Annotated in this window: 15 protein-coding genes, 1 tRNA gene and 1 pseudogene; 10 read left to right on the top strand and 7 right to left on the bottom strand. The window is 69.6% G+C overall.

Going from position 1 to position 20,550, the window contains the following annotated elements:
* Positions 1-55 precede the first annotated feature (55 nt).
* The 3 genes from OIC96_RS07135 to OIC96_RS07145 form a co-directional block, all read right to left on the bottom strand.
* The gene (locus tag OIC96_RS07135) at positions 56-850 is read right to left on the bottom strand and encodes a maleylpyruvate isomerase family mycothiol-dependent enzyme (RefSeq protein WP_330308709.1); all 795 of its coding nucleotides are present in this window, start codon (positions 848-850) and stop codon (positions 56-58) included.
* Between the two features lie 206 nt (positions 851-1,056).
* Positions 1,057-1,141: transfer RNA gene (locus OIC96_RS07140), tRNA-Leu, on the bottom strand.
* Positions 1,142-1,349: 208 nt separating this feature from the next.
* Positions 1,350-1,721 (bottom strand): ANTAR domain-containing response regulator, encoded by a 372-nt coding sequence (locus tag OIC96_RS07145; RefSeq protein WP_330308708.1) that lies wholly within the window; start codon positions 1,719-1,721, stop codon positions 1,350-1,352.
* A gap of 414 nt (positions 1,722-2,135) precedes the next feature.
* Between OIC96_RS07145 and OIC96_RS07150 the strand changes: the two genes are divergently transcribed.
* From OIC96_RS07150 to OIC96_RS07175, 6 genes are read left to right on the top strand one after another with little or no spacing between them, the layout of a single operon-like run.
* Positions 2,136-4,604, top strand: coding sequence for a glycosyltransferase (locus OIC96_RS07150; protein WP_330308707.1), 2,469 nt, complete (start codon positions 2,136-2,138; stop codon positions 4,602-4,604).
* The gene (locus OIC96_RS07155) at positions 4,601-6,130 is read left to right on the top strand and encodes an ArnT family glycosyltransferase (protein ID WP_330308706.1); all 1,530 of its coding nucleotides are present in this window, start codon (positions 4,601-4,603) and stop codon (positions 6,128-6,130) included. Before OIC96_RS07150 ends, OIC96_RS07155 begins: the two co-directional genes overlap by 4 nt.
* On the top strand, positions 6,127-7,428 hold the full coding sequence (locus OIC96_RS07160; RefSeq protein WP_330308705.1) for an alkaline phosphatase family protein: 1,302 nt from the start codon (positions 6,127-6,129) through the stop codon (positions 7,426-7,428). Before OIC96_RS07155 ends, OIC96_RS07160 begins: the two co-directional genes overlap by 4 nt.
* Positions 7,425-8,411: a hypothetical protein gene (locus tag OIC96_RS07165; RefSeq protein ID WP_330308704.1), complete on the top strand. Its 987-nt coding sequence runs from the start codon at positions 7,425-7,427 to the stop codon at positions 8,409-8,411. Before OIC96_RS07160 ends, OIC96_RS07165 begins: the two co-directional genes overlap by 4 nt.
* Positions 8,408-9,517, top strand: coding sequence for an endo-1,3-alpha-glucanase family glycosylhydrolase (locus OIC96_RS07170; RefSeq protein WP_330308703.1), 1,110 nt, complete (start codon positions 8,408-8,410; stop codon positions 9,515-9,517). The genes OIC96_RS07165 and OIC96_RS07170 overlap by 4 nt, the downstream gene beginning before the upstream one ends.
* Complete coding sequence (locus tag OIC96_RS07175) at positions 9,514-11,031, top strand: metallophosphoesterase family protein (RefSeq protein ID WP_330308702.1); 1,518 nt, start codon at positions 9,514-9,516, stop codon at positions 11,029-11,031. Before OIC96_RS07170 ends, OIC96_RS07175 begins: the two co-directional genes overlap by 4 nt.
* A gap of 49 nt (positions 11,032-11,080) precedes the next feature.
* Here OIC96_RS07175 and OIC96_RS07180 read toward each other — a convergent pair whose 3' ends face one another.
* From OIC96_RS07180 to sucC, 3 genes are all read right to left on the bottom strand, one after another.
* Complete coding sequence (locus OIC96_RS07180) at positions 11,081-12,637, bottom strand: aldehyde dehydrogenase family protein (protein WP_330308701.1); 1,557 nt, start codon at positions 12,635-12,637, stop codon at positions 11,081-11,083.
* Positions 12,638-12,787: 150 nt separating this feature from the next.
* Complete coding sequence (gene sucD / locus OIC96_RS07185; protein ID WP_330308700.1) at positions 12,788-13,720, bottom strand: succinate--CoA ligase subunit alpha; 933 nt, start codon at positions 13,718-13,720, stop codon at positions 12,788-12,790.
* Between the two features lie 11 nt (positions 13,721-13,731).
* Positions 13,732-14,862: an ADP-forming succinate--CoA ligase subunit beta gene (gene sucC / locus OIC96_RS07190; protein WP_330308699.1), complete on the bottom strand. Its 1,131-nt coding sequence runs from the start codon at positions 14,860-14,862 to the stop codon at positions 13,732-13,734.
* 166 nt (positions 14,863-15,028) lie between these two features.
* Here sucC and frc point away from each other — a divergent pair, with 166 nt between their 5' ends.
* The 4 genes and pseudogenes from frc to OIC96_RS07210 all read left to right on the top strand — a co-directional run bounded on the left by frc (position 15,029) and on the right by OIC96_RS07210 (position 19,316).
* Positions 15,029-16,261: a formyl-CoA transferase gene (gene frc / locus OIC96_RS07195; RefSeq protein ID WP_330308698.1), complete on the top strand. Its 1,233-nt coding sequence runs from the start codon at positions 15,029-15,031 to the stop codon at positions 16,259-16,261.
* 31 nt (positions 16,262-16,292) lie between these two features.
* A pseudogene (locus OIC96_RS07200) lies at positions 16,293-16,403 on the top strand (hypothetical protein); the annotation flags it as partial.
* A 118-nt stretch (positions 16,404-16,521) separates the two neighbouring features.
* Positions 16,522-17,910 (top strand): OFA family MFS transporter, encoded by a 1,389-nt coding sequence (locus OIC96_RS07205; RefSeq protein ID WP_330308697.1) that lies wholly within the window; start codon positions 16,522-16,524, stop codon positions 17,908-17,910.
* Positions 17,910-19,316, top strand: a complete 1,407-nt coding sequence (locus OIC96_RS07210; RefSeq protein ID WP_330308696.1) for an OFA family MFS transporter — start codon at positions 17,910-17,912, stop codon at positions 19,314-19,316. The genes OIC96_RS07205 and OIC96_RS07210 overlap by 1 nt, the downstream gene beginning before the upstream one ends.
* Positions 19,317-19,354: 38 nt before the next feature.
* Here the strand turns inward: OIC96_RS07210 and OIC96_RS07215 are convergent, their stop codons facing one another.
* Positions 19,355-20,515, bottom strand: a complete 1,161-nt coding sequence (locus OIC96_RS07215) for a sugar phosphate isomerase/epimerase family protein (protein ID WP_330308695.1) — start codon at positions 20,513-20,515, stop codon at positions 19,355-19,357.
* Between the last annotated feature and the right edge of the window lie 35 nt (positions 20,516-20,550).

A 20,550-nucleotide genomic window follows, 5' to 3' on the forward strand; every position in this document is an offset into this window, starting at 1 on the left:
TTCGGTTCTGCTCCGGGCGGGCTTCCCGGACCGGACCGGTCGGGTACAGCGCGGCTCAGAAGCCGGGGAAGACCCGCCGCAGGTCGTCGAGGGTGAGGCTGTCGCCCGTGAGGGTCACGGTGCTCGGGGTGTACGCGGGGGCGTGACGGCCGGTGGTGAGTCGCAGCCACCACTCGGCGGGGGCGGTGAGCACCGCGTCGGGCTGGGCCGGCTGGTCGGTGAGCGTGACCCTGTCACCCAGGCCGAGCCCGAAGGCCCGCGCGGGGTCGGTGGTCCGCACGGCGAGGTCGGCCCGGCGGCCGTGCAGGGCGTCGGCCTTGCCGAGGAAACCTATGAGCAGGCCGACCTGGTCGAGGAGGAGCTCCGTCGCGGCGGGCGCCAGGCTCGCCGTGTGGTCGAAGGCGACCTCCACGTCCCAGGAGTGGTGGGCGAACTCGCTGAGTCGCAGACCGGCCGCCGTCGCGAGGTCGACGGGCACCGGCAGGAAGCCGAGATCGATGCGCAGTTCCTCGCGCGTCCGAGCGTCGAGGCCTTCGTAGCGGCGTACCAGTGTCTCGTTGGCCGTCACAAAGCCCTCGGCCCTCTCGGCCGGGGACATCGTGTCCCAGCGCGCCCAGACCGACTTGTTGAAGTCGCCGTCCTGCGGGCCGGTGCCGTTCAGTGCGCCTTCGAGAGTGGCGAGGCCGATCTCCGCGCCGCTGCCGAGGTGGCTGAGCACCTGCGACACATCCCACTCCGACGCTCCGGACGGCCGCCCGAGGTCGGCGGCGGCGATTCCGCGCACCACGGAGGTCAGGTAGTCGTGCCCGCTGCGCAGGGCGTCGATGATGTGGTCGGCTCGCTCGGTCATGACTCAACTCCGAAGAAGAGGGGGGCGGACTGCTGCCTGTGGTGATGCAACGCCGCGGAGCGGTCAGGGATTTCACACGGGGGTCTGGAACGAGCGCTTCGAGAAATCCACTCGCCAAGAACTTGAATATTCAAGTTGAACCCTAACGAAAACGCGCAGGGCGCCGACCGGAAATCGATCGGCGCCATGCGCGTATGCAGAGATTGTGTCCGAGGGGGGACTTGAACCCCCACGCCCGATAAAGGGCACTAGCACCTCAAGCTAGCGCGTCTGCCATTCCGCCACCCGGACTAGGTGTCTGCCGCCTGGCCGGGGGTGTTCCCCGCGGCGACATGGACAACAATACCAAGGTTTCGGAGTGCCTTTCACCTGCATATCCGGGCCGCTGGAGCGGATACACGGGACGGGGTGGGGGTGCACTTCCGGTCTCACCATGGGTGACCGTCCGACTACCAGGGGCCGCCTTCCCGGAGGCGAACGACTCCGGGGTCGGCCGCCCTCACGTCAGGGGATGCACCCCCGAATCCACCCCACCGGTCCCGGCCCCCTCCGCGAAGTCCGCCGCCACCGCGCGCACCTTGCGGTGCTGCTTGCGGGAGACGGCGACGAGCATGCGGAACGCGGTCGCCTCATCGCAGCCGCGGCGGGCCATGAGGATGCCCTTCGCGCGTTCGATCAGGGCGCGGCCCTCAAGGGCCTCCTTGAGCTGGCGGTTCTCGGTTCTCAGGGCCTCCAGGTCGTCGATCATGGCGAGGACCGCGCGCATCGCGTCCATCAAGGTGACCTCGTGGTCCCGCGCGGGGAAGGGCGGCGCACCCCCGGGCGCACCGGTGGGGGCTTCCGGCAGGGATGCTGTTTCGTCGGAAGGCATGCGGGTCATGGTTGTCGCGGAACGGTGGCTTCAGCAGGGCGCACGTGAAGAATGCGCAGACTTTCACCTCCATGTAATCGATGCGTAGATCTGCCTACGTCTGACCGGGACAGATGGGACGAGAAAAGGCTCAAGGGGCAACAGCGGACCAACTCGGGTTAACAGCAAGCTAATTACCGTCCGATACGAGCCGAATCCCCGGCGAACCGCGCACGCCCGCTGCTAATCTCTGGCTTCCGCTCCTGACCGTGGAGCCAGGTACGTCCCGTACCTCTGGCACGTCCTGTACCTCCCCGCGCCGCGTCGAGACCGCACGCCGCGAGGGTCACCGCTCACTTCTCCGTCCGTTTCCTCGGGCGGACTCGGTGCCCGTCGCGCTGTGTCGCCGACGGGCGCGCGTTCAGGGGGGACTCCATGACGCATGTCATCAATTCCCGTACGGATGCCCGCGAGGGGGACCATCCGGAGGATCCAGGTGTCCAGGATCCCGGTGTCCAGGATCTCGGCGGGGGCGCACACGGCGACGGTGCCGCGCCCCGGCTGACCGTCCTGGTGCCCACGCGCAATGAGCAGGAGAGCGTTCCGCTGCTCCTGGCCCGGCTCTCGCCCGCGGTCGCGCCGCTCGGCGCGGAGATCCTGTTCGTGGACGACAGCGACGACGGCACGGTCGAGGAGATCGCGGCCCTCGCACCGGGCAGCCGGGTCCCGGTCCGCGTGCTGCACCGTCCGCCAGGTCTGCGCGGCGGGGGCCTGTCGGGTGCGGTGGTCGCCGGCACCCGGGTCGCGCGCGGCGACTGGGTCCTCGTCATGGACGGGGATCTGCAGCATCCGCCGGGGGCCGCCGCGCTGCTGGCCAGGACGGCGATGCGGGAGGGCGTCGACATCGCCGTCGGCACCCGGTACGCCGGTACCGGTCAGTCCGAGGGGCTCGCGGGCGCCGGCCGGCAGGCGACCTCGTCGACCGCGACGCGTCTGGTCAAGGCGGCGTTCCCGCGTCGGCTCGCCACCGTCAGCGATCCGCTCAGCGGACTGTTCGCCTTCCGCAAGGACGCGGTCGACACCGACCGGCTGCGGCCCGTCGGCTTCAAGATCCTGCTGGAGATCCTGGTGCGGCACCCGGCGGCCCGGGTCGCCGAGGTCGCGTACACCTTCGCGCCCCGCGAGGCGGGCCGCTCCAAGGCGTCGCTCCGGGAAGGGATCGCGTTCGTACGGCATGTCGGGCGGCTGCGCCGTGGAGTGGCGGGCGGGCAGCGGCAGTTGCTGCGGATGAGCGCGTTCGGAGCGGTCGGTCTGTCCGGGGTCGCGGTCAACACGGCTGCACTGTGGCTCTTCTTCGATCTGCTCGGCGTCCATCACCTGGTCGGCGCGGCTCTCGCCACGCAGTTCTCCACCGCCTGGAACTTCGTCCTCACCGATGCCGCCGTGTACCGCGGGCGGCAGCGGAAGGGCACCTGGTACGGGCGCGCGGGCCGGTTCTTCGCGATGAACAACCTGCTGCTCGTCGCCCGGCTGCCGCTGCTCCAATGGCTCGTGCTCGCGGGCATGGGCGTGCTCACCGCCAACGCCCTCAGCCTCGTACTCCTCTTCGTGCTCCGCTTCCTGATCAGCGATCGCATGATCTACCGGGGTGGCGAGAAGAAGGTCCAATGGCGGGATCCCGTACGGATGTTGGTGGATCCGGACGCGGAGAGCGCCGCTGAGGCACCCAGCCGCAAGCGGTCCGTGTACCTCCCCTACCGGTACGACGTCGCCGGTACCGTCACCATCGGATCCCAGATCCGGCTGCCCGAGCTGGAGTTCTTCCGCGCCCAGTGGATCCCGGACGCGGAGGTCGACATCGCGGTACGCGTCGGTGACGTCGGCCGGCGCATGCCCCGGCGGCGCGCGGCGCTCACCGAGGACCGCGGCGAGTCGGCCGCACTGCGCTACGAGGAGCACCTGGGCCGGTTCGGCGCCAACTTCCGCGTACGGCTGGGTCCACCGATCACCGTAGAGGTAGGTCCGCTGCTCGCGCGCTCCCCGCACGTCGTCTACACGAACGTAGTCGAAGCGCTGCTGCGGTTTGTGCTCATCTCGCGCGGGCGGATGCTGCTGCACTCGGCCTGTGTCGAACTCGACGGCCACGGTGTGATGTTGTCCGCGCTCACCGACACCGGCAAGACCGCGACCGTACTGCGGCTGCTGCGCGAGCACGGCGGGCGGTTCCTGTCGGACGACATGACCGTGGTGGACGCCACGGGCCGGGCGGTGTGCTTCCCGAAGCCGCTCACCATCAGCGCGCACACCCTGCGTGCCGTGCACGCCGAGGATCTGACGAAGAAGGAGTGGCGCCGGCTCAACCTCCAGTCGCGGCTGCACTCCAAGGGCGGCCGGTCGATCGCGCTGATGCTGGCCCGCTTCAATCTGCCGATCATGGGCATCAACGCGATCACGCAGATCCTGGTGCCGCCGCCGAAGTACAGCGTCGACCGGCTCGTGCCCTGCCGGCTCGGGTCGAGCGTCGAGGTGAAGGACCTCTTCGTCATCGAGCGGGGTACGCCGTCCCTGTACGACCTCGACGGCACCGAGGCGTTGGAGCGGATGCTCGTCAACACGGAGGACGCGTACGGTTTTCCGCCGTACCGCTATCTGGCGCCCGCGCTGCGTATCGGCGGCCTCGACCACGCCGAACTGCGCGCCCTCGAACGGGAGATCCTCGCCGGGTTCCTCTCCGGTGTCCGCACCCGGGTCCTCGCGTCGGACTGCTTCGGCTGGGCGGACGAGATCCCGCGGCTGCTGGCCGGCGAGCGGGACACCGCGCGCGTTGAGGAGGAGCCGCACACCGCACAGGTGCGGGTCGACGCGTGGCCTCGCTGGGGGCTCATGCCCGGCGCCGCCGCATGACCGAACGGTCCATGCTCCCCTCGGGGGCACCCCGCACCACCCCGGCGCCGGCCCCCTCCGGCGCCGGGGTGTCCCTGCGGCGGGCGGTACCCCTGGCCGCGGTGCTGCTCGTCGCGGCGTTTCTGCGCCTGTACCGGCTGACGGACACCGGGTTCAACAGCGACGAGGCGGTGTACACGGGCACGTCGGCCTCGCTCGCCGGAGACGGCCGACTTGGCTCGCTCTTCCCAGTGTTCAGGGCGCACCCCGTGCTCTTCCAGTCGCTGGTGTCGCTGGCGCTGCGGGTGCACGAGAGCGACTGGGCGGCGCGCGCGGTCCCGGCGCTGCTCGGCGTGGTGACGGTCGCGATGACGTACGGTCTTGGCCGCCGGCTGTACGGGCGGCGGGCCGCGCTGGTGGCCGCGCTGCTGCTCGCGGTGATGCCGTACCACGTCGTCGTGAGCCGTCAGGTGCTGCTCGACGCGCCGATGACGCTGTGCGCGACCGGTGCGCTGTACTGCGTCGTGCGCTACGCCGAATCGCCCGCGCCGCGCTGGCTGTTGGCCGCGGGCGGCATGCTCGGGCTCACGGTGCTCGCCAAGGAGACGTCGATCGTCTTCCTCGGTTCGCTCTACGCCTTCTTCGCGCTCACCCCGGCCGTGCGCACCCGCTGGCGGCATCTGCTGCCCGCGCTGGCGGCGATCGCGGTGGTGGCGGTGGCGCATCCGCTGTCGCAGGCGCTGGCCGGGCACTCGAAGGCGGGCGGGAACTATCTGCTGTGGCAGATTTTCCGCCGCGCCAACCACCCCTACTACTTCTACGCGCGCGAAGTCCCCTGGGCGGTGGGCCCGTTGGTGGTCGTCGCCGCCGTCGCCGGGCTGGTGTGGCTACGGCGGGAGAACACCTGGAGGGAGCGGCTGCTGGTGTGCTGGGTGGCCGTGCCCGCGCTGTTCTTCACGGTCTGGCCGGTGAAGGGCTTCCAGTATCTGCTGCCCGCCGCGCCCGTCTTCGCGCTGCTGGCAGGGCGCACGCTCACCTCGTTCCCGCGCGTGGTGCGCGCCCAGCGCGTCGCCGCCGCTGCCGCCGTCTGTCTGGTGGTCGTCTCCCTCACCGTTCCGTCCTGGCTGCGGACCGCGCCGCTGACCGGCACCCGGTTCCTGGCCGGGACCGGCGGGCTGCCGGGCGGGCGCGAGGCGGGGCTGTGGGTGCGGACGAACGCGCCGGAGGGTGCGCGGCTGCTGGCCATCGGCCCTTCGATGGCGAACGTGGTGCAGTACTACGGGCTGCGGCCCGTCTCCGCCCTGTCCGTCTCGCCCGATCCGGCGCGCCGCAACCCCAGCTACCGGGCCGTCGAGAACCCGGACCGCGCCCTGCGGGACGGCCGCTTCCAGTACCTGGTGTGGGACGCGTACACCGCCCGGCGTACCCCCTTCTTCACCGCCAAGTTCCAGGAACTGGTGGGTCGTTACCACGGGGACGCGGTGTTCACCGCGCGGAACACGGACGGGGTGCGGGTCGTGATCGTCTACCGGGTGAGGGTGTCATGATCCCCCGGATCAGGGCGGTGTTCGCCGCGATGCTCCTGCTGCTCCTCACGGGAAGCGGCACGGCATCGGCATCCGGGACCGGGGCGGTTTCGGCGTCAACTCCGTCCACTCGTACGCCGATTGAGCACTTCGTCTACCTCATGCAGGGCGACCGCACCTTCGACCACTACTTCGGCACGTATCCGGGAGCCGAAGGGCTGCCCGCGCGAGCCCGTCAGGCGATCGATCCGAAGCATCCGGGCGACGGCCTGGTGGCGCCCTATCCGCTGCACGACGCGGCACCCGTGTCGCCCGGCGCCGGGCCCCGTCTGGTCCAACAGCAGTACAACGGGGGACGGATGGACTCCTTCGTCGCCGCCTTCGAGCGGCAGGGCCGGGACGGGCGGGTGGCGATGGGCCACTACGACCGCCGGGACCTGCCCTTCTACTGGAACGCGGCGGACCGCTACGAACTCTTCGACCACTACTTCGCGTCCTCGCTCGACGGCACCCGCGCCAACCGCGCCCAGTGGGTGACCGGCGGTCCCGATCTCAGCGGGGCGACCGTCTTCGACCGGCTCGAAGAAGCCGGCGTCAGCTGGAAGTTCTACGTCCAGAACTACGACCCGGAGAAGACCTACCGCACCACCTCTCCCACCGACCCGGCAACGCAGACGGTGCGCGTGCCCCTCCTCGACGTCCCGCGTTTCGTCGACGACCCGAAACTCAACTCCCACATCGCCGATCTCAGCGAGTACTACCGGGACCTGGAGCGCGGAACACTGCCCGCGGTCGCGTACATCGCGTCGTCGGGCGCGGGCGAGCGGTCCGCGCGGTCGATCCCCGCCGGGCAGCGGCTGGTGCGCCAACTGACCTCCCAGTTGATGGTCAGTCAGTACTGGAGCTCCTCAGCCCTGTTGTGGTCGTACGACGGATCCGGCGGCTGGTACGACCATGTGAAGCCGCCGGCCGGACGCGGGCTGCGGGTGCCCGCGCTGCTGGTCAGCCCGTACACGGCGCGCGGCCAGGTGCAGCACGGCCGGTACGAGGCAGCGAGCGCCCTGCGGTTCGTGGAGGAGAACTGGGGACTGCGGAAGCTCGGTGGGCGGACCACCGAAGTGCGCAGCCTGGCCGCCGCCTTCGACTTCCGGTCGCCGCCGCGCCGGGCCGAACTCATCCCCGACGACGCGCGGGAGGCCGCCCTGCCCGTGGCCCACCGGCCCTCGCCCACACCCGTGTACGCGGTGTACGGCGGAGCCTCGGCCCTGGTGGCGCTCCTGCTGTGGGGGGCGGTGCGGCCCAAGTGGCGTACATCATGAGGTGGTTGACGCTGGCCGTGGTCGTCCTGGGCTGCTGCCTGCTGCCCACGCCCGCGTTCGCGGCGGGCCCGATCACCGTCACCGTGCGCACGGCACCGCAACTGGCCGGAGTGCGCTTCGTGTTCGACGGCCGGACGGGCGTGACGGGGACGGACGGCACGGCTCGCTTCACCGGCGCGCACGACTTCAACGGGCACACGCTGGCGGTCGACGACGGTGAACTGGGCTCTGCTGACAAGGAGTTCAGCTTCGCGCGGTGGGCCGGGCAACGGGACCCCGACCAGGCGTTCCGGCGCACGGTGTCCGGTCTGCCGCTGCGGGCGGACTACACGGTGACGGCGGCGTTCACCGCGCGCTTCCGGGTGACTCTGCGCTGCGTCGACCAGGACGGGAAGGCGGTACCTCGGGCGCTGGTGCCGAAGGTGACCGTACGCAGTGACACGGGGCGCACACAGCGGCTTCCGATGGGGCGCCCGGTCTGGCTCGACGGGCTGCGGCCCGTGTACCGCAAGAGCGTGCTCACCTCGCGCAGGGTCGGATACGTGCTGCTGTCGGCCAACGCGTACGGCGCGAACACCGTGGACGCCGGGCGGCAGCGGTTCCGGCCCGCCGAGGAGCGTGAGGTGACCTTGACGACGCCGTTGCACGATCTGACCGTCTCGGCACGTGACGCCGTGTTCGGTTCGGAGGCCGGGAGCACGGCTCGGGTGACGCTGCCCGACGGATCCGTACGCGCCGTGCCGTTCGGCGACGACCGGACGGCCACCCTGCGGAATCTGCCGCACGGGCGGTACGAGGTGGAGGTCACCGGCGGCAACGGGCTGCGGGCCGAGCAGCAGATCCGGCTCTCGCGAACGCAGTCGGTACAGGTACGGGTGGTCAGCCGGGCCGATCTCACCCTGGCCGCAGGGGTGTTGGCGACGGTGGCGCTCGGACTGCTCCTCGCGGGGCGGAGGCTGCGCAGACGGCGGGGTGGGGTGTGAGACGAGCGGCGCTGGTGGTGGTCCTGGCCCTGGTGGTGGCCGGGCTGCTGCCGGCGCCCGCCCCGGCCTCGGAGGTACGCGGGGGCCGGGCGCCGCTTCTCGCGTACTACTACCAGTGGTTCGAGCGCTCGTCCTGGCAGCGGGCGAAGACCGACTACCCGCGCCTGGGCCGGTATTCGAGCGACGACGCCTCCGTGATCCGAACGCATATCGCATGGGCGCGGTCGGCCGGAATCGACGGTTTCGTGGTGAGCTGGAAATCCACTGCCGTCAACAACCGCCGGCTGGAGCTGCTGTTGGCCGAGGCCCGGGCGCAGGACTTCAAGGTCGCGGTGATCTACCAGGGCCTCGACTTCCACCACCGCCCGCTGGCGACGGCCCGTGTCGCCGCCGACTTCCGGCTCCTGCGCGACCGTTACGCGCGGGATCCGGCCTTTTTCCGCCTCGGCGGCAAGCCGCTCACCGTGTTCAGCGGGACCTGGGGGTACGCGACGACGGACATCGCGCGGATCACCGGGCCGGTGCGGTCGCGGCTGACCGTCCTCGGCACCGAGAAGAACCCGGAGGGCTGCCGCAGGCTGGCGCGGGTCACCGACGGGGACGCGTACTACTGGTCGTCGGTGAACCCCGACACCAACGACCGGCATGAGACGAAGCTGCGCGCCATGGCCGGGGCCGTGCACGGGGCGGGCGGCTACTGGATGGCGCCGTTCGCGCCCGGTTTCGACGCGCGGAAGGTGGGCGGCACCAAGTCGGTGCCGCGCGACGGGGGGCGGACGCTGCGGGTCGAGTACGCGGCCGCCGAGACCTCGGGCCCGGATGTGCTCGGGTTGATCAGCTGGAACGAGTTCAGTGAGAACTCGCATGTGGAGCCATCGGTGGAGCACGGCACGCAGGCCCTCGACGAGCTGCGCCGGCTGCGCGGTGTGCCTGCCTCCGCCGCGCCGTCCGTTCCACCCGCCTCCTCGGGGAGCGTCCGGCACCAACGCCTCGGCTACTGGCCGGGGTTGCTGCGCATCGCCGGATGCGCCGCGCTGCTGGTGGGCGCGGTGGCGGGGCTCGCCCGGCTGCGGAGTGTCAGAACGAGAAAGGAAAGAAGAACATGAGCAGATCTTCGCTGAGCGGTTCGCCGGCCGGTTCGACGGCCGGTTCACCGCGCGGCTCGCTGAGCAGAAGGGCGCGTCTCGCCGCGCTCGCCCTCGTGCTGGGGGCGGGCGCGGCGCTGTCGTTCACGGCTCCCGCGCACGCCGATCTCCCTGGCGCCGACGCGCAGTTGACGCGGGCGCCGTACCTCTCGGACGCCACGACGACCTCCGTTCAGGTCAACTGGGCCACCACGACGCAGAGTCGGGGTTCAGTCCGCTATGGACCGCTCGGTGACTGCGCGGCCCAGACGGCGACTTCGGCGTCTCTGGGCAGTCCGATCACCGTCGGGTCGACCCGCGAGTACGCGAACTCGGTGACACTGACGGGGCTGAGCGCGAGCACCGGATTCTGCTACCGCGTCTACACCGCCTCGGGGACGGATCTCCTCGGCACCCTGGCCACCCCGGGCTTCACCACCCCCGACTCCGCGTCCTCGACCGCGCCCTTCACCTTCGCGGTGCTCGGAGACACCGGTGAGACCACGAACAGCGGTGTCGACGACGGCTCGGTGAACGTGAACCAGGCGAACGTGATGAGCCGGATCGGGTCGAGCGGCGCGCGCTTCGTCCTGCAGACCGGTGACAACACCCATCCGGGTACCTCGCAGACGCAGTACGGCGACCTCAACCAGACCGGCCCCGACGTGAGTTCGTGGTTCGGGCCGTCGTACTGGGCCCAGCCCGGCATGCGTATCCCGCTCATCGGCACGGTCGGCAACCACAGCATGACGGCCACCTATCTGTCCGTGTGGAGGCAGCCGGCGCTGACGGCCGCGTCGGGCGGCGTGTTCGGGATGGTCGACTACCCGTCCTACCTCGGCTCGAACGCGATCAGCTATCCGACGACGTACTACGCGTTCACGACCGGCGGTGTCCGCTTCTACGTCCTCGACACGGCATGGGGGAACTCCAACACCGGTTCGGCGACGGGAGGTTCGTGCGGTTCGCACTGCGCGATCTACGAGCAGGACGCGCACGCCCACTGGCAGAGCGGGTCCGCCGAGTACGCGTGGCTGAAGGCCGACCTCGCCGCGCATCCGACCGGGCCGAAGTTCGCGTTCTTCCACTTCCCGCTGCGCTCCGACAGTGCGAGCGAGCCGAGCGACACCTTCCTCGCGGACGTGGAGCAGACGTTGCTGGACGGCGGTGTCGACCTCGTCTTCAACGGCCACTCGCATCTGTACCAGCGCAACAGCGCCGGCGCGGGACGGATCGTCTCGTATGTCACGGGAGGCGGCGGCGCCGATGTGCACTCCGTGGGCGAGAACGGCTGCTCGGCGACCGACGCGTACGGGATCGGCTGGTCGTACAGCCGTAACCGCGGCTCGGCCTGCGGCGCGGCGACCGCTCCCACGGACGACGCGCAGGTCTACCACTTCCTGAAGGTGACGGTGGACGGCACCTCGGTGACGGTCGCGCCCACCGACTCGCTGGGGCAGACCTTCGACGTGCAGACCTACACGGTCACTCCGTGACCAGCCGGGGGCGGGCGGCACCCCGTCATGGACGCCGCCCGCCCTCACCTCACGGCATGAGGTGATAGTCCGGGAAGTTGCCGGGCAGCCGCTCCCCCGCCGGCCCCTGCGTCACCGCGCGCACCAGCAGTTCCCCACCGACGAACGCACCGCTCCACGACGCCCCGAAGCCGCCGAAGAGTTCGTCGCGGTCACCGCGGGAGCGGGGCTTGCCGTGGCCGACCTTGAACGCGCGGATCTGCGGGGCGAGCCGGTCGTACGTCGACTCGTCGTCCGTGGACAGCGTGGCGACGAGCGCGCCGTTCGACGCGTTCATCGCGGCGAGCAGCTCGGCCTCGGTGTCGACCAGGACGATGGTGTCGACCGGGCCGAAGGGCTCCGCGTGGTGCAGCGGTGAGGACGGCGGCGGATTGAGGATCGTGACGGGCTGGACGTACGCCGCCGTGTCCTGTCCGGGCAGGAAGCGTGCGTCGGACAGCTTGCCGCGGTGCAGCGGGACGGCGCCCCGGTCGATGGCCTCGGCGACCTGGTCGTGCAGCTCCTTGGCCTTGGCCGCGTTGATGACAGGGCCGAAGTCCAGCACGGGGTACGGGTCGTCGGGGTGCTCGACCGCGAGCGGGTGACCGACCCGCAGGGTGCGGACGGCCGGCAGGTACGCGGCGAGGAACTCGTCGAACAGCTCACGCTGGACGACGAAGCGCGGATAGGCCGTGCAGCGCTGCTTGCCGTAGTCGAAGAGCTTGGGGATGACCGCCGTGAGCGCGTCCCAGTCCGTGTGGTTCCAGATGCCCCAGGTGTTGAGTCCCTCCTGTTCGAGTACATGCCGCTTGCCGAGGTCGGCGACGGCGGTGGCCACCGCGGCGCCCGTGTCCCGGCCGCCGACGAACGAGACGCAGCCGATCTCGGGGGCGCGGACGAGCGCCTGCGAGAGCTCGCGGCCGCTGCCGCTGACGAGGGTGACGGGGATCCCTTCGCGCGCGGCGAGCGCGGCGGCCAGGGTGAGGCAGGCGACACCGCCGTCGGTCGGGGTCTTGGCGATGACCGCGTTGCCTGCCAATGCCTGTACCAGCATGGCGTGAACGAGCACGCTCATCGGGTAGTTCCAGCTCGCGATGTTGGACACGGGTCCGTCGAGCGGAGCCCGGCCGTCCACCATGGACTCGATGCCGTCGACGTACCAGCGCACGCCGTCGATCGCCCGGTCCACATCGGCCTGCGCGAGCCTCCAGGGCTTGCCGATCTCCCAGACCAGAAGGAGGGCGAGCAGTTCGCGGTACTCGGTGAGGGCGTCGAGGGTGGCCGCCACGCGGGCACGGCGTTCCGCGAGCGGCACATGGCGCCAGGCGCGGTGCTGGTCGAGCGAGGCGCGCACGGCCTGCTGGGCGGTGGCGCCGTCCAGCCGCGGCGGGCCCGCGATGGGGCTGCCGTCGACGGGGCTGGTGGCGGGCAGCGCCCGGCCGTCCGCCTGCCAGGCGGCGCCCCAGAGGTTGAGGACACGGTCGTCACGGAACGCCTCGGGGGCGACGGTGAGGCACCGCTGCCAGGCGTCGGTCCAGGAGGTACCGGACTTCACGACGAGGTGGGTGGGGTTGAGGGTGGTGGTCATTCGGTGTCTCCGCTCTCGGTGCACAGTCGGGGGCGGGGGGCCTGGCAGCTGCCGAACCGCAGGATGCGCGGGCCCGCGCGAGCAGTGGTCGCGTCGCGTACGTAAGGGGGAAGGTAGTGAGGCCGCCTTGTTTCCGGCAGTCACCTCGCATTAACTATGAGTGACGTCACGCTCCGTTTCCAGCTGGGCCAGCACCAGCCGCGCCGTCTCGCTCGGTGTGCCGCCCACGCGCACCCCGACCGCCTCCAGGGCCTTCTGCTTCGCCTGGGCGGTGCCCGACGAGCCGGAGACGATGGCGCCCGCGTGTCCCATGGTCTTGCCCTCGGGCGCGGTGAATCCGGCGATGTAGCCGACGACGGGCTTGGTGACGTGGTCGCGGATGAACACGGCCGCCCGCTCCTCGGCGTCGCCGCCGATCTCCCCGATGAGAACGATCAGTTCGGTGTCGGGGTCGTCCTGGAAGGCTGCCAGGCAGTCGATGTGGGTGGTGCCGACGACGGGGTCACCACCGATGCCTACGCATGTCGAGAAGCCGATGTCACGAAGTTCGTACATGAGTTGGTAGGTGAGCGTGCCGGACTTGGACACCAGGCCGATGCGTCCCGGCTTGGTGATGTCGGCGGGGATGATGCCCGCGTTCGACTGGCCCGGGGTGATCAGGCCCGGGCAGTTGGGGCCGATGATCCGGGTGCCCTTCGAGGCGGCGTACGCGTGGAAGGCGACGGAGTCGTGGACGGGGATGCCCTCGGTGATGACGACGGCGAGTTCGATGCCCGCGTCGACGGCCTCCATCACGGCCGCTCTGGCGAAGGCGGGCGGCACGAAGACGACGCTCACGTCCGCGCCGGTCGCCGCCATGCCTTCGCGCACCGATCCGAAGACGGGCACGGCGATGGGGGCACCTCCCCGGCCGGTCAGGCTCTGGGGGACGTCGAAGCCGACGGTCTGGCCCGCCTTGCGTGGGTTGACGCCGCCGACGACGTCCGTGCCGGCCGCCAGCATGCGCCGGGTGTGCTTCATACCCTCGCCGCCGGTCATGCCCTGGACGAGGACCTTGGACTTCTGGGTGAGAAAGATGGCCATGCCCCGCTCCTTCAGCTGGTGTTGGCGAGTTGGGCGGCGCGGCGGGCGGCGTCGTCCATGGTGGTGGCCTGCTGGACGAGAGGGTGCGCGCGGTCGTCGAGCACGGCGCGGCCGCGCACGGCGTTGTTGCCGTCGAGGCGGACCACCAGCGGCTTGGTCAGCCGCACGGTCTCCAGGGCCTGCACGATGCCGTCGGCGACCGCGTCGCAGGCGGTGATGCCGCCGAAGACGTTGACGAAGACCGACTTCACGGCCGGGTCGGAGAGGATGACCGAGAGGCCGTCGGCCATGATCTGGGCGGAGGCGCCGCCGCCGATGTCGAGGAAGTTGGCGGGCCGGGCGCCGCAGCCGGCGACCACGTCGAGCGTCGACATGACCAGGCCCGCGCCGTTTCCGATGATGCCGACCTCGCCGTCCAGCTTGACGTAGTTGAGGCCCTTGGCGGCGGCCAGCGCCTCCAGCGGATCGTCGTGCGCGGCGTCCTGTTCACCCCAACGCGCCTGTCGGAAGCGGGCGTTGTCGTCAAGGGTGACCTTGCCGTCCAGGGCGAGGATCTGCCCCTGGGCGGTGCGGACGAGCGGGTTGACCTCGACGAGGACGGCATCCTCGCGCGTCAGTACCTCCCAGAGCCGCACCAGGACGTCGACGGTCTGCTGCGGCAGCCCGGCCGCCTCGGCGATCTCGGTCGCCTTCGCCGAGGTGACGCCCTGCGCCGGGTCGATGTGAACGCGTGCCACCGCCTCCGGCCGCGTCGCGGCCACCTCCTCGATGTCCATGCCGCCCTCGGCCGAGGCGATCGCGAGGAAGCGTCCGGCGGCGCGGTCGAGCACGTACGAGACGTAGAACTCGCTGTCGATGTCGACGGGCTGAGCCAGCATCACCTTGCGGACCTTGTGGCCCTTGATGTCCATGCCGAGGATCTGCCGTGCCGTGAGCTCGGCGGCGGCCGGGTCAGCGGCAAGCCTCACGCCGCCCGCCTTGCCGCGCCCACCCGTCTTGACCTGGGCCTTCACGACGACGCGTCCCCCAAGCCTGCGGGCGATCTCCCGCGCTTCCTTGGGCGAGTCCGTGACCTCGGCCCGCGGCACCACGATGCCGTGTTCTTCGAAGAGTCCCCGCGCCTGATGCTCGTACAGGTCCATGATTCGGCTCCTGTCTTAAAAGTGCTGCACGACCCCTGGACATCACCCATCGGATGCGGGATAACAATCTTCATACAGTATCCGTCGACTGTATGCAATGTGCCGGACGTGGCCCGGGAGTGGCGACGCCAGGGTGGCTCGAAGCAACGGACAAGTGAGGTGACCTGTGACGACCAAGGCTCTCGAAGGCATCCGCGTCCTCGACATGACACACGTCCAGTCCGGTCCCTCGGCGACCCAACTCCTCGCCTGGCTCGGCGCGGACGTCATCAAGCTGGAGGCGCCGGCCGGCGACATCACCCGCAAGCAGCTGCGGGACCTGCCCGGCGTCGACTCCCTCTACTTCACGATGCTCAACAGCAACAAGCGCAGCATCACCCTCAACACCAAGACCGAACGCGGCAAGGACATCCTCACCGAACTGATCCGCCGCTCCGACGTCATGGTCGAGAACTTCGGACCCGGCGCCATCGACCGCATGGGGTTCACCTGGGACCGCATCCGCGAGATCAACCCCCGTATCGTCTACGCCTCCATCAAGGGCTTCGGCGAAGGCCCGTACACCGACTTCAAGGCGTACGAGGTCGTCGCGCAGGCCATGGGCGGGTCGATGTCGACCACCGGCTTCGAGGAGGGGCCACCGCTGGCGACGGGGGCCCAGATCGGTGACTCGGGCACGGGCATTCACGCCGTGGCGGGGATTCTCGCGGCGCTGTTCCAGCGGGAGAACACCGGGCGTGGTCAGCGGGTCAATGTGGCCATGCAGCATGCTGTGCTCAACCTCTGCCGGGTGAAGCTGCGCGATCAGCAGCGACTGGCACATGGCCCACTCGCCGAATATCCCAACGAGGACTTCGGCGACGAGGTTCCCAGGTCCGGGAACGCCTCCGGCGGTGGTCAGCCCGGCTGGGCGATCAGGTGCGCACCCGGCGGACCGAACGACTACGTCTACGTCATCGTCCAGCCCGTCGGCTGGAAGCCCCTCAGCGAACTCATCGGCCGGCCCGAGCTGGCCGATGACCCCGAGTGGGCCACCCCGGAAGCCCGGCTGCCCAAGCTGGAGAAGATGTTCCAGCTCATCGAGGAGTGGTCCTCCACCCTCCCCAAATGGCAGGTGCTGGAGCAGCTCAACTCCCACAACGTTCCGTGCGGCCCGATCCTCTCCACCAAGGAGATCATCGAGGACGAGTCGCTGATCGCCAACGAGATGGTCGTGAAGGTGGCGCACCCCGAGCGGGGCGAGTTCGTGACCGTGGGCAGCCCGCTGAAGCTCTCCGACTCCCCCGTGGATGTGACCAGTTCGCCGCTGCTCGGCGAGCACAACGAAGAGGTCTACATCGGCGAGCTCGGCCTCGGGGACGAGGAACTCCGCCTCCTCAAGTCGAGCGGGGTGATCTGACGTGGCGGCCGAGGACCGGGCGTCCAGGGCGCGGGGGGTCGTCGCCTACCCGTACACGACCGAGAAGCCGGTGACCGTACTCGGCGCGAAGTACCGCTGGGCCCGCGCGGCAGGGCTGTTGGGGGGAGCGTTCATGACATGAGTGTGCACGGGGGCGGCCGACGGTGCGCGTCGGCCACCCCCGGGACCCGTGAGCGCACGAAAGGCATTTGGCAGGGGGCGCTGACCAGATCTTTCGACGCAAGGGGTGCTTGAGCTATATGACAACCACCGATGTCTCCACATCCGTCCCCTATCAAGAGGTGACGGACCACAACGGCCGTGTGTATCGCGTCGGCGAGTCCGATGTCGACATCATGGGCCGCAAACGCAAATGGATGGTCTTCCTGCCCTGGGCAGGAATGCTGGGCATCAGCTCCGCCGAGTACGCGTTCACGTCGGCGGAGGACACACTCCACGAGGCTCACCTGTGGAGCAGCGGACACATCTTCTGGCTGATGGGCGTCTGGGTGTTCTTCCAGGCGGCCGTGGCCTTCCCGGCCGGGCAACTGCGGGAGAGCGGCCGCCTCCCCGCCCGTACGGCGATGCTGCTGGGTGCGCTGGGCACCCTGCTGGGCTATCTGTCACTGGCCCTTGCGCCGCATGTGATCGTCGCCTATCTCGGCTTCGGCATGTGCAGCGGCATCGGCGCCGGTCTCGTCTACGCGACCTGCGTCAACATGGTCGGCAAGTGGTATCCGGAACGCAAGGGCGGCAAGACGGGCTTCGTCAACGGCGGTTTCGCCTACGGATCCGTGCCCTTCGTCTTCCTGTTCACCTCGTACATGGACCTGAGCAACTACAAGGGCGTCCTGGTGGCGGTCGGCCTGCTGTGCTGCTCCGTCGTCGCCGTCGCCGGCTGGTTCTTCAAGGACCCGCCGAAGGGCTGGTGGCCCGCGAACGTGGACCCCCTGAAGGCGTCGGACGACCCGAAGATCCGGCGGGCGCTGGAGAAGAACCCGCCGGCGGTGAAGCAGTACACCCCCAAGGAGGCCGCTCGTACCCCCGTGCTCTGGATGATGTGGTTCTGTCTGCTGTGCACGGCCGGGATCAATATCTTCGGCATCGCCTTCCAGGTGCCGTTCGGCAAGGACATGGGCTTCGCCGGCGGAATCGTGGCCACGGCGATGTCCCTGAAGGCCATCGTCAACGGCACCGGACGCGGCGTCATCGGCTGGATATCCGACCGCGTCGGCCGCCGCCACACACTGATCATCGTCTGTCTCGTGCTGGGCTCCGCCCAGTTCGGTGTGCTGGTCTCCGGCCAGATGGGCAGCATGCCGTTCTTCCTGTTCTGCTCCATGGTCTCCGGTTTCGGCGGCGGGGCGATCTTCCCGCTGTTCGCGGCCATGACGGCGGACTACTTCGGCGAGAACCACAACGCCTCCAACTACGGAATGGTCTACAGCTCGAAGCTGATCTCCGGCCTCGTGGGATCCGGTATGGGCGCGATCGTCGTCGACGCGTGGGACTACCACGGCGCCTTCGTGCTCGCCGGATCCGTCGGCCTGGCCTCCGCCGTGCTGGCGCTGTTCCTGAAGTCTCCGGGCCGCCCGCAGGCCCGCAGCATCGTTCCCAACCCGCAACCGCTTGGCGAGGAGATGGCGTAATGACGGCGGAACCCATCGCCGCGAAGGAAGCGTCGGACGACCCCGACGCCTCGCACCGCGCGTACCGTGAAGTCACCGACCCCCGGGGCCGTGTCTACCGGATCGGCGAGACGGACCGGGACATCCTGGGCCACTCACGCAAGTTCATGGTGTATCTGCCATGGCTCGCCATGATGGCGATCAGTGTCTTCGAGTACGCGTACGGCTCGGCCGAGGACACCTTGTCCCACGCCCACGGCTGGACGCAGAGCAACACCTTCTGGATCCTGAGCGTCTGGGTCTTCTTCCAGGCCGGCATAGCCTTCCCCGCCGGCTGGCTGCGGGAGAAGGGAATCCTGACCGCCCGCAAGGCCATGTACACAGGGTCGGTCATGTGCCTGCTCGGCTTCCTCGCCCTCTCGCACTTGAGCAATGTGCTCCTGGCGATCCTCGGCTTCGGTGTCATCGGCGGCATCGGATCCGGCCTGGTGTACGCGACCTGCATCAACATGGTCGGCAAGTGGTTCCCCGAGCGACGTGGCGCGAAGACCGGATTCGTCAACGGCGGATTCGCGTACGGCTCACTGCCGTTCATCTTCATCTTCAACTACGCGTTCGACACGGCCAACTACCACCGGGTACTGGACCTCATCGGCTGCTACGTGATGATCGTGGTGCTGTCCTCCGCGTTCTTCTTCAAGGACCCGCCGAAGAACTGGTGGCCGGCGGACATCGACCCGCTGACCTACGGCAGTACCGAGAAGGGCGCGGCGAGCCTTGCCAAGAACCCTCCCGCGGTGAAGCAGTACACACCGAAGGAGGCCATCAGGACCGGCATGCTCCCCCTCATGTGGATCGCTCTCGTCATGACCGCGGGTGTGTCGATCTTCGGGATCTCCTTCCAGGTCGACTTCGCCAAGGAGGTGGGCTTCGGCCCGCTGGTGGCGGCGTCGTCCATGGGCGTCATGGCCGTCATCAACGGCATCGGCCGGGGCGTGGTGGGCTGGCTGTCCGACAGGTACGGCCGCAAGCAGACCCTGGTGTTCGTCATTGTCGTCCTGGGTCTGGCCCAGTTCGGCGTGATCTGGGCCGGTGACATGCACAGCGAGGCCCTGTTCCTGTTCTTCGCCTTCCTCTCCGGGTTCGGCGGCGGGGCCTTCTACCCGATGTTCGCGGCCCTGACCCCGGACTACTTCGGCGAGAACTACAACGCCACCAACTACGGGCTGGTGTACAGCGGCAAGCTGATCAGCGGACTGTTCGGCGGCGGGCTCGGCTCGATGGTGGTGGCCGCCTGGGGCTACAACGGCGCCTACGCGCTGGCCGGCGGCATCTCCATGGTGGCGGCGGCGATCGCTCTGCTGCTGCGGCAGCCGGGGCGGAGCACGGCGGACACAGCGGTTCCGCAGCCGCAACCGGTGGGCTGAGCAGGGAAGATCACGTGAACGGGCGGGCGCGGCTGCGGCTAGCCGCACTTCTTGCGCAGGGCCGCGAGGTTGTCGTAGCCGATCTTCGCGTGCTTCAGCGACTGAGCGGGGTCGGTGGCGCTCGGGGCGTTGTCCTGCTCGACCATCGGGTTGTGGTAGTTCCGGGCCCCGACACGAGAGAAGAACGTGGTGTAGTCGATGACTCCGGTGCCGAACGGCACCATGTCGTACCCCATGCCGTTCGTCGTGTTGACGGTGCCGTCCTTGGCGTGGAAGAGCGGGTAGCGCTTGTTGTTGCGGGCGACGAGCCCCGCGGGATCGAAGACGTTCTCCTGGGTGGAGCCGTCCTGGGCCGTGTACGTGTGGAACTTGTACTGGGCCACGTGCGCCCAGAAGATGTCCATCTCCAGCCAGACCACCTTCGGGTCGGTGATCTTCAGGAAGTACTCCAGCTTGCGGATGCCGGAGCTGCGGGTCGGACGGCCCTGGGCGTCCAGCGGGCCACCGTCGAGCAGGAAGCCGTACGCCGCGTCATGGTTGTGGGTGTACAGCTTGATGCCCTCGCGACGGGCGATCTCGCCGAGCGCGTTCCACTTGTCGGCGGCCACGTCCCAGTCGGCGCGGTAGGCGCTGCCGGTGGGGTCGCCGCCGGTGCCCATGTGCGCCATGCCGAGGATGTTGGCGATCTCCAGGTGCTTCTTGAAGGTGTCCAGGTCGGGTGTGGTGAAGGGCCAGGACGGCGGTATGAAGCCGTGGTTGCCCTGCGCCCGCAGCCCGTACTCGTCGAGCCACGAACGCAGCAGCTTGGCGCCCTCCACGGACTCCAGGCTCGCGCCGCCCGGGGCGTTGGCGTGCTGGCCGTACCCCGCGAACTCCACCTGGCGGTAGCCGAATCGCGAGAGCTGCTGGAAGACCTCGCGGAAACCGGAGGGCAGTTCGGTGGCGAGCGGGTCGCGGCCCGTCGCGTCACGGACGGTGTAGAGGATGATGCCGCGCCTGTCCGGGGGGACGAGGACGTCGCCGCCGCTGTCCTGGCCTCTGTCCCGGTCCTGGGCGACGGCGGGCGAGGCGCCGAAGACGGGTGCGGCGATCGCCGCGGTCGCGGCGGCGGTGCAGGTGCTGAGGAAGCGGCGGCGGTCGATGCCGAGAGTGCGGCGCAGGGCGTCGCCGGTTCCGGATTCGTCGTTGAACGCGGTCACGGTTTCTCTCTTTCGGGTCGCTGGTGGGCTCTGAC

The organism is Streptomyces sp. NBC_00775, from assembly GCF_036347135.1.
Classification (GTDB): Bacteria; Actinomycetota; Actinomycetes; order Streptomycetales; family Streptomycetaceae; genus Streptomyces; species Streptomyces lutosisoli.

Coding starts and splice junctions, on each gene's coding strand:
- OIC96_RS07180 (WP_330308701.1), bottom strand. CDS start 12,637: ATGACCACCACCCTCAACCCCACCCACCTCGTCGTGAAGTCCGGTACC.
- sucC (WP_330308699.1), bottom strand. CDS start 14,862: ATGGACCTGTACGAGCATCAGGCGCGGGGACTCTTCGAAGAACACGGC.
- OIC96_RS07210 (WP_330308696.1), top strand. CDS start 17,910: ATGACGGCGGAACCCATCGCCGCGAAGGAAGCGTCGGACGACCCCGAC.
- OIC96_RS07145 (WP_330308708.1), bottom strand. CDS start 1,721: ATGCCTTCCGACGAAACAGCATCCCTGCCGGAAGCCCCCACCGGTGCG.
- OIC96_RS07205 (WP_330308697.1), top strand. CDS start 16,522: ATGACAACCACCGATGTCTCCACATCCGTCCCCTATCAAGAGGTGACG.
- OIC96_RS07150 (WP_330308707.1), top strand. CDS start 2,136: ATGACGCATGTCATCAATTCCCGTACGGATGCCCGCGAGGGGGACCAT.
- OIC96_RS07175 (WP_330308702.1), top strand. CDS start 9,514: ATGAGCAGATCTTCGCTGAGCGGTTCGCCGGCCGGTTCGACGGCCGGT.
- sucD (WP_330308700.1), bottom strand. CDS start 13,720: ATGGCCATCTTTCTCACCCAGAAGTCCAAGGTCCTCGTCCAGGGCATG.
- OIC96_RS07155 (WP_330308706.1), top strand. CDS start 4,601: ATGACCGAACGGTCCATGCTCCCCTCGGGGGCACCCCGCACCACCCCG.
- OIC96_RS07160 (WP_330308705.1), top strand. CDS start 6,127: ATGATCCCCCGGATCAGGGCGGTGTTCGCCGCGATGCTCCTGCTGCTC.
- OIC96_RS07135 (WP_330308709.1), bottom strand. CDS start 850: ATGACCGAGCGAGCCGACCACATCATCGACGCCCTGCGCAGCGGGCAC.
- OIC96_RS07165 (WP_330308704.1), top strand. CDS start 7,425: ATGAGGTGGTTGACGCTGGCCGTGGTCGTCCTGGGCTGCTGCCTGCTG.